This window comes from Paractinoplanes brasiliensis, from assembly GCF_004362215.1.
Lineage (GTDB): Bacteria > Actinomycetota > Actinomycetes > Mycobacteriales > Micromonosporaceae > Actinoplanes > Actinoplanes brasiliensis.
On record NZ_SNWR01000001.1, the window covers coordinates 2,788,552 to 2,801,253 of the forward strand.

At 70.6% G+C, this 12,702-nt stretch carries 12 protein-coding genes and 1 tRNA gene; 4 read left to right on the forward strand and 9 right to left on the reverse strand.

The genetic code is table 11. The features are described from left to right. Nucleotides 1-47 precede the first annotated feature (47 nt). Both C8E87_RS12440 and C8E87_RS43655 read right to left on the reverse strand, forming a co-directional pair. Nucleotides 48-2,585 carry a putative bifunctional diguanylate cyclase/phosphodiesterase gene (locus C8E87_RS12440; RefSeq protein WP_133873243.1) on the reverse strand — a complete coding sequence of 846 codons (2,538 nt, stop codon included), beginning with the start codon at nt 2,583-2,585 and terminating at the stop codon, nt 48-50. Between the two features lie 56 nt (nt 2,586-2,641). Further along, a complete protein-coding gene (locus tag C8E87_RS43655) occupies nt 2,642-2,785 on the reverse strand; it encodes a hypothetical protein (protein WP_166661154.1) in 144 nt (47 codons plus the stop codon). Nucleotides 2,786-3,045: 260 nt separating this feature from the next. On the opposite strand from C8E87_RS43655, the gene C8E87_RS12445 reads away from it, so the two are divergent. After that, nucleotides 3,046-3,363, forward strand: a complete 318-nt coding sequence (locus C8E87_RS12445) for a hypothetical protein (protein WP_133873244.1) — start codon at nt 3,046-3,048, stop codon at nt 3,361-3,363. A gap of 34 nt (nt 3,364-3,397) precedes the next feature. Here C8E87_RS12445 and C8E87_RS12450 read toward each other — a convergent pair whose 3' ends face one another. Genes C8E87_RS12450 through C8E87_RS12460 form a run of 3 tightly spaced genes read right to left on the reverse strand, consistent with a single transcriptional unit; the run spans nt 3,398 to nt 5,045 of the window. After that, the gene (locus C8E87_RS12450) at nt 3,398-4,207 is read right to left on the reverse strand and encodes a sulfurtransferase (RefSeq protein ID WP_133873245.1); all 810 of its coding nucleotides are present in this window, start codon (nt 4,205-4,207) and stop codon (nt 3,398-3,400) included. A 10-nt stretch (nt 4,208-4,217) separates the two neighbouring features. Further along, the gene (locus tag C8E87_RS12455) at nt 4,218-4,520 is read right to left on the reverse strand and encodes a hypothetical protein (protein WP_133873246.1); all 303 of its coding nucleotides are present in this window, start codon (nt 4,518-4,520) and stop codon (nt 4,218-4,220) included. 30 nt (nt 4,521-4,550) lie between these two features. Then, the gene (locus C8E87_RS12460; protein ID WP_133873247.1) at nt 4,551-5,045 is read right to left on the reverse strand and encodes a YajQ family cyclic di-GMP-binding protein; all 495 of its coding nucleotides are present in this window, start codon (nt 5,043-5,045) and stop codon (nt 4,551-4,553) included. 148 nt (nt 5,046-5,193) lie between these two features. Here C8E87_RS12460 and C8E87_RS12465 point away from each other — a divergent pair. Beyond that, nucleotides 5,194-5,277 (forward strand) — tRNA-Tyr (locus tag C8E87_RS12465). A gap of 46 nt (nt 5,278-5,323) precedes the next feature. On the opposite strand, the gene C8E87_RS12470 is transcribed toward C8E87_RS12465, so the two are convergent. Further along, nucleotides 5,324-5,992, reverse strand: coding sequence for an MOSC domain-containing protein (locus tag C8E87_RS12470; RefSeq protein ID WP_133873248.1), 669 nt, complete (start codon nt 5,990-5,992; stop codon nt 5,324-5,326). Between the two features lie 380 nt (nt 5,993-6,372). Between C8E87_RS12470 and C8E87_RS12475 the strand changes: the two genes are divergently transcribed. Continuing rightward, nucleotides 6,373-8,538 (forward strand): acyltransferase family protein, encoded by a 2,166-nt coding sequence (locus tag C8E87_RS12475; protein WP_133873249.1) that lies wholly within the window; start codon nt 6,373-6,375, stop codon nt 8,536-8,538. Here C8E87_RS12475 and C8E87_RS12480 read toward each other — a convergent pair whose 3' ends face one another. The 3 genes from C8E87_RS12480 to htpX all read right to left on the reverse strand — a co-directional run bounded on the left by C8E87_RS12480 (nt 8,539) and on the right by htpX (nt 11,397). Then, entirely contained in the window at nt 8,539-8,988 is a 450-nt protein-coding gene (locus C8E87_RS12480; protein ID WP_133873250.1) for a DUF1707 SHOCT-like domain-containing protein, read from the reverse strand. A gap of 120 nt (nt 8,989-9,108) precedes the next feature. After that, nucleotides 9,109-10,365 carry an MFS transporter gene (locus C8E87_RS12485; protein WP_133873251.1) on the reverse strand — a complete coding sequence of 419 codons (1,257 nt, stop codon included), beginning with the start codon at nt 10,363-10,365 and terminating at the stop codon, nt 9,109-9,111. Between the two features lie 141 nt (nt 10,366-10,506). Further along, a complete protein-coding gene (gene htpX / locus C8E87_RS12490) occupies nt 10,507-11,397 on the reverse strand; it encodes a zinc metalloprotease HtpX (protein ID WP_133873252.1) in 891 nt (296 codons plus the stop codon). Nucleotides 11,398-11,491: 94 nt separating this feature from the next. Here htpX and C8E87_RS12495 point away from each other — a divergent pair, with 94 nt between their 5' ends. Beyond that, nucleotides 11,492-12,652, forward strand: a complete 1,161-nt coding sequence (locus C8E87_RS12495; RefSeq protein WP_239079936.1) for an MFS transporter — start codon at nt 11,492-11,494, stop codon at nt 12,650-12,652. The last annotated feature ends 50 nt before the right edge of the window (nt 12,653-12,702 follow it).

Sequence of the window (12,702 nt, forward strand, 5' to 3'; positions counted from 1 at the left end):
CGGGGCAGGGGGTGAAATCGCCTCCCCGATACCCGTGTCGGCGCAGGTCAGATCACCGCGCGGAGCCTTCTGACCTCGCCCGCGTCGGTGGTCGCAGGCTCGGTCTGGGCGCTGAACCAGGCCTCCAGCCGCTCGTACGGCAGAGGGCGGCTGAACAGGTAGCCCTGGCCGATCTCGCAGCCCATCTCCTCGAGCAGGTCGAGGGTGAGCTCGCTCTCCACCCCCTCGGCCACCACGGTGAGACCGAACTCACGAGCCAGGCTGATCACGGCGCGCACGATCGCGAGGTCACCGGTGTCGGTCGCCATGCCCTGGACGAAGCTGTCGTCGATCTTCACCTCGTGCACCGGCCACTGCCGCAGATACGACAGTGACGACGCGCCAGTGCCGAAGTCGTCGACACTGAGCCGGACCCCGAGGTCGCGCAGGCGGTAAAGCGTGGGCAGCACGCGCTCGATGTCGTTGAGCATGCCGGGCTCGGAGATCTCGAACGTGACCTGGGCCGCGGCCACGCCGTACTGCTCGAGCAGCGCGGCGACCTGACCGGGGAAGCGGGAGTCGAGCAGCGTACGGACCGACAGGTTCACCGCGATCGAGAGCGGGCGCTCCTGGTCGGCCCACTCACGGCAGCGCCGCAGCCCCTCGGTCAGCACGACCTCGGTCAGGCGGGAGAGCTGGCCGGTGTGCTCGGCGACGGCCACGAAGTCTTCCGGCGCCACCTCGCCCTGGGCCGGGTGCTGCCACCGGGCCAGGCACTCGACGCCGACGAGGTGACGGTCACCCAGCGTGACCTTGGGCTGGAAGTAGACGTCGAGCGCGCCGCTGTCGAGGGCCGTGCGCAGATCGGCCGCGATGCCCAGACGACGGACGGCGCGCGACTCGAGCGCGGGGTGGAACAACTGCACCCCGTACGGGAGGACCTTGGCCGCATTGCCCGCGAGCTCGGCCCGTTGGAGCAACATCTCGGGGTCGCCGCCGTGGTCGGGATAGACGGACACGCCCACGGCGGTGTCGACGTCGAGGGTGAGCGTGCCGACCGTCATCGGGCCGCGCAGCTGTTCGCGCATGTCGGTGGCGAGCTGGACGGTGGCGTCGGTGCTCTCGGCGCGCATCGTCACCACGAACTCGTCACCGCCGATGCGGCCGACCAGGGCGCCCGGCCCGGCGATCGAGCGCAGCCGCCCGGCCACCTCGGCCAGGAGCTTGTCGCCGGCGGCGTGGCCCATCGACTCGTTGACGTCCCGCTGACCGTCCACGTCGAAGAGCAGGACCGCGACCACCTCGTCCTCGGCGCGCACCTTGACCGACTCGGCCAGCGCGTCGGTGATCCGGCGCCGGTTGGGCAGGCCGGTCAGGCGGTCGTGATACGCGTCGTAGCGCAGCCGTTCGACCAGCCGGGCGTTCTCGACCGCGACCGCGACGTGTGCGGCGATCGTCTCGAGCACCTGCACGTCGGCCGAGCGGAAGGTGCGGGAGTCGCCGAGCCGGTTGACCACCTCGAGAGTGCCGATCGGGGTCTGACCCGACCGCAGCGGCACGACGATGACGTCCTTGACCTTGGAGTCGCGCAGGGTGGGGCGCAGCGACTCGTGCTCGGCGAACTGGGGACCGACGGCGGCCGTGTGCCCGTCGGCGACCGCGCCCTCGCGGACCGCCGCGGGTGTCGGGGAGATGTCGAGCAGGCCCTTGTTCTCGACGCGCGCGGTGAGCAGCACCTCGGGGTGCAGTCCCTGCGGCGCTATCCAGAGGGTGGCGTACTCCGAGCGCATCAACGCCTGCACCCGGCCGAGCATGACGTCGGGCAGGGCGGTGCTGCTGCCCTCGTCACGGACCGCCCGGGTGAGCTCGTAGACGTCGGCCAGCGTGCGATGCTGCCGGAAGAACTCGGCGAACGAGCGCAACATGAGGATCAGCGCGACCACCAGCACGGCCAGCAGCAGCGCCGACCAGCGGGTGGCGACCAGCGCGACCAGGAAGACCAGGCCGATCACGGCGTTGACCCCGGCCATCGCCCAGACCGGCAGGGAGCCGCGCAACACTTCCTGACCGGCCCGGGGCCCCTGCACCACGGCCATCACAGCCGCCATGCTCAGGACCTCGACCAGCACGAAAACGCCGACAGCGGCGAACAGGATGGCCCAGGTGCCGGGCCCCGCGCCGCGCATCCGGGGGGCCGCCTCGATCACCAGGACGGCCGCAGCGGCGCCGGCGGCCGATTTCGCGACGTTGAACCAGAGCTTGCTCGCCACCACCGGGGCGCGCCGGGTGAGCTGGACGATCAGCACCGCCAGGGTCACCACGAGGATGACCACGGTCGGCGGGAGGTAATAGAGCGCGAGGAGGAACGGCACCTCGGTGATGTAGATGCTGAACGTGCTCCGCCGGATCACGACGTTGATCACGCCGATGTACGCGACGATGATTCCTACGAGCGCGACAAGGCCACCGAGCCAGGAGTCTGTCCACCACCTCGGGTCATGGACCCAGAAGGCGATGACGCAGACGAGCGCGAAGAGACCGAGCGGGTTGGTGATCAACCAGGCGTACTGCGCGGAACGCTTTGCTCGCCGCGGTTGCCCGCCCATCGCGCTCCCTCGTCAACCGACGCGAACCGATGCCGTGTGGTCGGTCAGCCGAATCGTCAGTCCCACTCGATGATGATGTTGGTGCTGTTGACGGCGCCCGACTCCGACGGGTGCGCACCACTGAAACCTGCGATGCCGCCGATTGCGACGACAACCGCGAAAACCAAGCCTGCATAACGGCCCAGCTTCCTACCGAACATGTTTGGCTCCTGCGTTGGTTACGCGCTGCGGTGGGGGGTCACATGATGGTGCCACACGCGGTGTGCGACTGGCAGTGTCCATCGGCGGGTCGAAACCGCACATTCCGAAATCCTGACCGAACGGCTGAGTTCCGTCCCCCTCGGTTACGCGCAGAATTGACGACTTTACGTCCGAAATAACGGGAGAAGTGAGGGCAATTCGCGTGTCCGACGTCAGGTGATCTTGACGTCAAGCGGTCCTGACGCCATGCTGGCTCGCCGTGAACGCCTCACCGGACGATCTCGAGCGGCAGCACACGCTGTCCACGGCTACAACGCGGTACGACGAGCTGAGGATGCGCGACGCCCTCGCGGCGGTGGCCGGGGAAGGCGGCGCGAACGCTGTCCCGCTCACCCGCGAGGAGACGCTGGAGATGCTGGCGCTCAGCGAGGTCGTCATCCGCAAGGCCGGTTACGCCCGGCAGTCGATGGTGCGGGTGGCCCGCGACGCCGGCGCCTCGTGGGCGCAGATCGGCGCCGCCCTCGGCACCACCAAGCAAGCCGCCTGGGAGGCGCACAACCGGCGCCCGGAGGCCTAGCCCCGTCCGGCCTTCCCCGTCGCGGCCGGCAGGCCTACTCTCCCGTCGCGGCGGGCAGAGCGGTCGAGCTGTACTGCGACCAGGATCCGGGATAGAGGCGGCCGGGGGCGAACCCGGCGCGCTCCAGGGCCAGCAGGTTGTGGCAGGCGGTGACGCCCGAGCCGCAGTACGACACCACGTCCACACCGTCGCCGACGCCGGCCGCGAGGAACCGCTCGCGCAGGATCTCGGCCGGGTGGAAACGGCCCTCGGCGTCGACGTTCTCGCGGCAGGGGACGTTGCGGGCGCCGGGAATGTGGCCGGGCCGGGGGTCGATCGGCTCGCTCTCGCCCCGGAAGCGCTCGGGCTGGCGTGCGTCGAGCACGACGAAGTCGCCGGACGTCGCGTCGGTCAGGCTCGCCAGGCGGTCGGCGGGCCACGGGCGTACGGGGAAATCCGCACGCGGACGCCGGGGGGTGCGGGTCTCGCGTTCCTCCCCGTACGCGTTGATCCCGCCGTCGAGCAGGGCGGCGTCCTGCCCCAGCGCACGCAGCATCCAGACGAGCCGGGCCGCCATCACACCGCCCGCGTCGTCGTACGCGATCACGGTGTCGTTCACCCCGATGCCCAGCGCCGACATCCGCTCGGCGAAGCGCGCGGGGTCCGGCAGCGGATGGCGCCCGTCGGACGCGGTGGGCGGGGCCGCGAGATCCGTGTCCAGGTCGACGAAGACAGCGCCGGGCAGGTGCCCCCGGGCGTACGCGTCGGCGCCCTTGCGCCCGTCGAGGTAGGCGCGGACGTCGGCCAGGATCACCCGGTCGTGATGACTGCGAACCCACTCGGGGCTGACGACCGGCTCGATCACGGCTACCTCTTTATCTGTTGACGGGTCTCTGCCGGGGGCGCGGGCGGAACCGGACCAGGGCCGTGCCCGCCATGATGACCGCGAGCACGGTGATCGTCGTGGTCACGACGGGACTGTTGATGCCCGTGGCGATCACCACCAGGCCCAGGGCCACGCCGAACAGGAAGTGGTAGAAACCGGCGTCGCGTACCGAACGGAAGGCCCGAGCGGTGGGCGCCGGCGCTCGGCCGGTCACCAGGATGACCAGGCCGAACACCGCGAGCCCGGCCCCGGCCACCCCACCGGCCACCATGGTCCAGAAACTGGTGCTCATGGCCCCAGTCTGGGGCCACGAGCGGCACGATCAGCGGTAATTGGTGAACTGGAGCGCGACTCCGAAGTCCTCGGCCTTGAGCAGGGCGATCACGGCCTGCAGGTCGTCCCGCTTCTTGCCGGTGACCCGCAGCTGGTCGCCCTGGATCTGGGCCTGCACGCCCTTGGGGCCCTCGTCGCGGATCTTCTTGCTGATCGCCTTGGCCTTGTCGGTCTCGATGCCCTCGACGATCTTGCAGTCGATCTTGTACGTCTTGCCGGACTGCCGGGGCTCCCCCGCGTCCAGGGACTTGAGCGAGATGTTGCGCTTGACCAGCTTCTCCTTGAAGACGTCGAGCGCGGCGCTCGCCCTTTCCTCGGTCTCCGAGGTGATGGTGACCCCGGAGTCACCCGACTTGGCGAGGCTGGTGCCGGTGCCCCGGAAGTCGAACCGGGTGCCGAGCTCCTTCTCCGCCTGGTGGAACGCGTTGTCCACCTCCTGCTGGTCGACCTTGCTCACGATGTCGAAGGACGGGCTGGCTGCCATGATCAGGACTCCTGCGATGCTGGCTTCGTCGATGAAGGCGGGCCCGCGGAACGGACGCCGACATGCCGACCGTACCCGGTTGCGAATCCGCTCCGCGGTACGGCTAAGCTGTTCTCCGCTGCCACGGGCGACCGTGGTGGTGTGCCCAGGCGGGTTGCCCGAGCGGCCAATGGGAGCGGACTGTAAATCCGTCGCGAAAGCTTCGAAGGTTCGAATCCTTCACCCGCCACCAGGCGCACGAGAGGCCCCTGACCAGTCGGTCGGGGGCCTTCTTCGTGTCAGCCCCGGGCCACTCGGCGCTCGATCTCGTCACGCAGGTCGGCCGGCAGCGCCTCGGCGACCAGCAACCGCTCGAGCTCCTCGGAGCGGTGCATGTAGATGTCGAAGGCCTCGGAGACGCCGATGCTCGTCGCCGGGCGGTGGACGATCTCGATCGGGTCACCGGCGCGCAGCGGGCCGGGCGTGACCACCCGCAGGTAGGTGCCGGTGCGGGCCTCGCGGGCGAACCTTTTCAACCACTGCTTCTCACCCATCTTGGTCTGGAACGTGGCGCACGGGATCCGCCCGAACGTGGGCTGCAGCTCGAGCACGTCGCCGACCCGCCAGACCTCGCCGATCAGCGTCCGGTTGAGGTCGAGGCCGGCGGTGGTCATGTTCTCGCCGAACATGCCGGCGGGCAGCGACCGGCCCAGCGACGCCTCCCACCAGTCGTAGTCCTCGCGGGAGTACGCGTACACGGCCTGGTCGTCGCCGCCGTGGTGGCGGATGTCGCCGATCGGGTCGCCGACCACGCCGCTGTGCAGGCCGGTCGTCTTGGGACCGGGGGCGCGCACGTCGACAGCGTGGTCGACCGGCAGTTTGTCGATGCCGGTCAGGCCGGTGTCGCGCTTGGCCGGGTTGGGGCGGGCGACGCCCACGTTCACCGAAAGCACCTTGCCGTCTGTCATCCCGCACTCCCCGATCGCTCGATCCACCCGGCGGAGCCGGGGCGTTGGTTAGAAGCATGACCGGTCGGGCACGTCAGGGTCAGCGGGCGGCCTCCGTGACGCCCCGCGAGCGGAACGTCCCGGGATGGAGTGCTTGGCGAATGGCGAACAGGCCGGTAGGCCCGAATGGCCGGGTATCGGGGTATCACGCGACCCGATCGCGACCGAATCGTTCTTTTTGTGCGGCCACCGAATCAACCCGGGCAGGAGCGCCCTGTACGTACCGTGACTCGGTCGGGAACAGACAGTTGATCGACAGCGACCAAGGTCACACTCCCCGCGTAGCGCGAGCCGGTTCCGGTCGACCCGTCCTCGCCTCCTGAGTATCTTTGTGCGGCGACATGAATTCTTCAGTCCACACGCCCCTCGTCAGCCGGCAGCCTCCGCTGCCGCGCCCCGACGGCGCAGGCTCCGGGGCTTCCCCGGCGTCCTCGCCCGCTTCGGGTCCGCACATCGGGTTCCGGCCGGACATCGAAGGACTGCGGGCCATCGCGGTCGTGCTCGTGGTGCTCAGCCATGCGGGGATCCACGTCTTCGCCGGCGGCTACGTCGGTGTGGACGTCTTCTTCGTGATCTCCGGCTTCCTGATCACGACGTTGCTGCTCAAGGAACTGGGCAAGACCGGCACGATCTCGCTCCCCCGCTTCTATGCCCGGCGCGCGATCCGGTTGCTGCCGGTCTCCACCGTGGTGCTGGTGGCCACGGTCGTCGGGGCGTGGCTCTGGCTGCCCGCGACCCGGTTCCCGTCGATCTCGCTCGACGCCCTGTTCAGCACGTTCTACGGCATCAACTGGCGGCTCGCGTACGAGGGGACCGACTACCTCAACGCCACCGCCGCGCCCTCGCCGCTGCAGCACCTGTGGTCGCTCGCGGTCGAGGAGCAGTTCTATCTGATCTGGCCGCTGCTGCTGCTCGTCGTCTGGGCCGGGCGCCGGGCCAATCGGCGGGCCCTCTTCGCGCTGAGCGCCCTGGTCGTGGTCTCGCTCGCGGTCAGCGTGCAGCAGACGACCAGCGCCGCGCCGTGGGCCTACTTCGGCTCGCACACCCGTGCCTGGGAGCTGGGCATCGGAGCGCTGGTCGCGGTGGGTGGCAGCTTCCTTCGCCGTACGCCGAAAGCCTTGGCCGCCGTGCTCACATGGGGCGGCCTCGCGGCTGTCGTCATCGCCGCCGTCACCTACGACGAGGCGACCGCTTTCCCCGGCTATCACGCCCTGCTGCCCGTGCTCGGCACCGCCGCGGTGATCGCCGGGGGCACGAGCGCCGAGGGATGGGGCGCCGGCAAGCTGATCGGCACCGCCCCGTTCCGGTTCGTCGGCAAGCTGTCGTACGGCTGGTACCTGTGGCACTGGCCGGTCCTGATGATCTGGCCGGCCGCGTTCACGCGCGACCCCGGCGTCAGGAGCAATCTGATCTTCGCGGTCGCTGCCCTCGGCCTGGCGTGGGTGACCTACCACACGGTGGAGAACCCGATCAGGACGCGGCCGGCGCTGCGCAGGCGCGCTCGCAACGGTTTGACGCTGGGCGTGATCCTGTCCGCCTCGGCAGCGATCTTCGCAGTGCTCGTCAGCCAGTTCCCGCCGTCGCTGCCGACCGGCCCGGTCGCCGCCGACACCCGAGCCGAGGTGGCCGCCGCGGCCGACCCGCAGGCCCGCCTGACCGAGCTGATCACCGCCTCGGTCGGCGGCGCCACACTGCCCCGGAATCTGAACCCGAAGGTCACGGACGCCGGGGCGGAGAGCCCGCGGATCTACGACGACCAGTGCCACTTCAACTACACGCAGGTCAAGCAGAACAGGAAGTGCGTGTACGGCGACCCGGCGGGCACCCGGACGATGTACCTGATCGGTGACTCGCACGCCGCCCACTGGTTCCCGGCGATGGACGACGTGGCCCGCGACAACGGCTGGAAGCTGGTCGCGCTGACCAAGGCGGCCTGTCAGTTGCCGCAGGTGCTGACCTACAACTCGGCCCTCAAGCGGAACTACACCGAGTGCGTGAAATGGCGCAACCAGATCCTGGAGCGGGTCGTCGCGGCCAAACCCGACCTGCTGGTGATGGCCTCCAACGATCTCGACAACGGCGGCATCGTCGGCGACGACGGCCGCATCATCGACATCGCCGGCTTCGAGGACGACCCGGTCTGGGTGCAGCGGTGGGAGCAGACCTGGGCCAAGCTCGACGGCATTCCGAAGGTGCTGCTGCAGGACACGCCGTGGCCCAGCCAGGACGCTCCCGAGTGCGCGGCCGAGAACGCGCGCCGGCTCGCCAAGTGCGACCGGTCGCTGACCAAGGCGATCGCCGAGCAGAACCGCCGTACGCTGGTGGCCGAGGCGGCCCGGGGAGCCGGGGTCCGCGTGATCGACCCGACGCCGTGGTTCTGCAGCGACACGAAATGCCCGGTCGTGGTCGGCAACGTCCTGGTCTACAAGGACAACAGCCACATGACGCCGGCTTACGCCCACGCGATCGCGCCGCTGCTCGACCGGGCGTTGTTCCCGCCTCGCTGATCAGCGCTGCTGGTGGCGGATGACCTGCACTCCGACGGTCACCGCCGCCAGCGCGGCGCCGGGGACGAGCATCCAGACCGGCCACGGATAGACGTCGTCGGCGCCGAGCGCGACCAGGGCGTAGACGACCAGGTTGACCACCGTCAGTGAGGCCCAGATCGTCCACAGCACCAGCATGGCGGTGGGCAGGCGGCGGGCGGCCCGGCGTTGCTCGGCCTCGTGGCGGGCGCGCACCTCGCTCGCGCTCAGACCCGGCCGGGGCAGATCGGTCAGAAGCATCAGCAGCTCCTGATACGTCTTGGACGAATAGGCCAGCGCGACTCGCTCGTCATATTCGTGCAGCGTGAGCCTGCCCTCGTCGAGCGCCGTCTTGAGCTGATCGGCAACCTTTTGACGATCAGCATCGGCGGCCCGCATCGTCTCGATGTCGGCCCGGACCTCTTTCGCCATGGTCGCTCCTTCACACCCCCGACCGGGTCAGGCTATCCGAGTGACCCTTTCGATCGGCAGGGGGAAAACCATGAGTTTCCCCCTGCGATCACGCGGCCCTTCTTGCGAGCGCGGGACGGGTCAGCGGCTCAGGGCCTCGGTCAGGCGAGCCGTGGCCAGGCGGTCGGCGCGGGCGATCGAGCCGTGCGGGACGGCCGCGACCAGGGCAGCCACCATCAGGACCGCCGCGGCGAAGGCGAACGCCCAGCCCAGACCGCCCGGCTGGTCGACGATCGCGCCGGCCAGGGCGCCACCGGCGGCGCTGCCGGCCACCGAGACGGTGACGACCCAGGTGTACGCCTCGTTCAACATCGCCGGCGGGGTCAGGCGGCCGACGAGGTTGGTCTCGACGGTCAGGGCCGGGGCGATGACCGCACCGCCCAGCACCAGAGCCACGCCGAGCCAGAGCGGGCTCGGCATGAAGGCCAGCACCAGGAAGCTGAGCGAAACCGCGCCCAGCAGCCACGCGAACTGCCGCGGCAGCTCCATGGCGGGGCGCCGGGTGCCGAACCAGATGCCACCGATCGCGCTGCCCACACCCCAGATGCCGAGCAGGACGCCGCCCAGGCCGTCGCCGCCACCGTGCTGGCCGGCGTACGCCGGGACGATGACGCCGGCCGCGCCGAACGCGATGCCGAGCGCGATCACGCAGATCAGCAGGGCCGGGAAGCCCGACACCTTCAGCGGGCCGAGGCCTCGGGCCGCGTCGTCGGCGACGGACCGGTGCGGGCGACGCATGACCGGCAACCGCGAGATCCACAGCGTGCCGATCAGGGTCGCCACGGCCGCGCCGAGCAGGGCCGTCGCCGGGCTGGTGACCACGACGAACGCCGCCACCAGGATCGGGCCGAGCACGAAGACCAGCTCGAACAGCGAGGTCTCGGCGGCGATCGCGGCGCCGCGCAGGTGATGCTGCCCGCTGCCGGGTTCGGTCATGTCTGTCCAGGCACGCCGGATGGCCGCGGAGAGCGGCGGGTAGGTGGCGCCCGCGACGGCCGCGATCACGAAGATCCAGGGCAGGACGCCGGCCCCGCCCCGGCTCGTCAGGACCAGGGCCACGAGGGCGAGCGGATGCAGGACCGCGGTGACGGCGAGGATCGGCGCCGGGCCGATGCGGTCGGCCAGCCGGCCCGCGACCGGGCTCAGGGCCGCGCCGGCCAGCGCGTAGACCCCACCCGCGAGGCCGGCCGCTGCGTAGCGGCCGGTGGCCTGCTGCACCAGCAGGAGCAGGGCCAATGGGGTCATGCCGATGCCGAGCCGGGCCAGGATGCCCACGCTGAGCAAGACCCGCCCGCCCGGCAGTTGCCAAACGCCCAGGTACTGACGCAACGCGGCCACTTTCCGTCTCCCCACTCAATCGGTAACGCTTGTTACGGACCCTAACCTCAGGAGCCTCACAACACATCCGAAATATCAGTGGTGGTGTCCGGAAACACAGCAGGGCCGCCCGGTTCCGGGCGGCCCTGCGGGTTCGGTGGATCAGCGGGCGTACTGGATGGCGCCGGCCTGCTGGCGCAGCCGGGCGACACGCTCCGCCATCGGCGGGTGCGTCGAGAACAGCTTGGCCAGACCGCCGCCCGAGAAGGGGTTGGCGATCATCAGGTGGGCGGCGCTGGTGAGCCGGCCGTCGGCCGGCAGCGGCATCCGCTGCGCCCCGTAGTGAATCTTTTCGAGGGCGCCGGCCAGGGCCAGCGGGTCACGGGTCAGCGTGGCGCCGTCCGCGTCCGCCTGGAACTCCCGGTTACGGCTGATCGCCAGCTGGATGACCGACGCGGCCAGCGGGCCGAGGATCAGCATCAGCAGCAGGCTCGCCGGGTTGGGGCCGTCCTCGTCGTCCGAACCGCCGAGCGGCAGGAAGATCGCCAGCTGGGCGAACATCGTGATGATGCCGGCCAGCGCGGCGGCCACGCTCGAGATCAGAATGTCGCGGTTGTAGACGTGCGACAGCTCGTGCCCGATCACGGCGCGCAGCTCGCGCGGGCTGAGCAGGCGGACGATCCCCTCGGTCACGGCCACCGCCGCGTGCTGCGGGTTACGGCCGGTCGCGAAGGCGTTGGGCTGCGGCGTCGGCGAGACGTAGAGCCGGGGCATCGGCTGCCGCGCGGCCTGCGACAACTCCCGGACCATCGCGTACAGCTCAGGGAACTGCGCCTCGCTGACCGGCTGCGCGCGCATCGCCCGCAGGGCCAGCTTGTCCGAGAAGAAGTAGCTGCCGGCGTTCATGGCCAGCGAGATGAGAACCGCGAAGACCAGACCGCCACTGCCACCGAGCCAATAGCCGGCGCCCAGGATCAGGGCGGTCAGCAGGCCCAGCAGAGCGGCCGTCTTGAGGCCGTTGTGATGGCTGTGCAACTTGGGCTCCTTAGACATGTGACCCGGTCGGGCCACACCTGCCACAACTCCTCCGGCCAGGCGTTTCATCCCCACCGAGCTGTGAGTTCGCTGAACCGGTACGGTCGTTCACGTGAGGACTTGGCCCCTGTACGCGGCCGGTTTCACGACGGCCTTCGGCGCGCACGCCGTCGCCGCCAACCTCGGCGGGGCCACCTCGCTGATGGTTCTCGGCGCGCTGCTCGCCCTCTACGACGGCGCTGAGGTGCTGCTCAAGCCGATCTTCGGCAGCCTGGCCGACCGGGTCGGCCCGCGTCCCGTCCTGCTCGGCGGGCTGATCGCGTTCGCCGCCGCCTCGGCCGTCTATGTGATCGCCGACAGCCCGGGGTGGCTGTGGGCCGCCCGCCTGGGCCAGGGCGCGGCTGCCTCGGCGTTCTCCCCGGCAGCGTCGGCGCTGGTGGCCCGGCTCAGCCCGGCGACACAGCACGGGCGGGCGTTCGGCTCGTACGGGTTCTTCAAGTCGATCGGATACACGCTCGGCCCCCTGCTCGGCGGGGTGCTGGTGTATGCCGGCGGCCTGCGGCTGTTGTTCCTGGTCATGACGGTGCTGGGGGCTGCGGTCGCCGTCTGGGTAGCTGCGGTCGTGCCGCGGGTGCCGCCGCTGCCCAGGACTCGGCAGACGGTGGCCGGCCTGGCCCGGCGACTGGCCGACCAGGCATTCCTCGGGCCGACGAGCGCGCTGGCGGCGGCGACCGCGGCCCTGTCTGTGAGCGTCGGCTTCCTGCCTGTCCTGGGCCGCGAGGCGGGCCTTGGCCCGATCGCCACCGGCGCCGCGGTCTCGGTGCTGGCCCTGTGCGCCGCGCTGGTGCAGCCGCGGACCGGGCGGGCGCTCGACTCGGGGCGCCTCACGACCCGTACGGGATTGTTCGTGGGTCTGCTGCTGACCACGGTGGGTCTGGCCGCGGTGGTTCTGCCGGGTCCGGTCGGCATCCTGCTCTCGGCTGTCCTGACCGGGGCCGGAACTGGGCTGATCACGCCGCCGGCTTTCGCCGCCCTGGCCGCCTCGACCCCCGAGGCCCGGCTGGGGCAGACCATGGGCTCGGCCGAAGTGGGCCGGGAACTGGGCGACGCAGGCGGGCCGCTGCTGGTGGCGGGGGTGGCTTCGCTGACCACCCTGACGGCCGGGTTCGGGGCTTTGGCGCTGCTGATCGCGGGGCGGGCCGCCCTCAGCCGACCGGCCCGCCGCCAGAAAAGCACATCTCCGGAACGCGAGCCTCGGGGCGGTGCGTCCTAGAACAACGGATCTCCGGCCGGCGCGGAGCACCGGGGCACGTCCAGGGACGG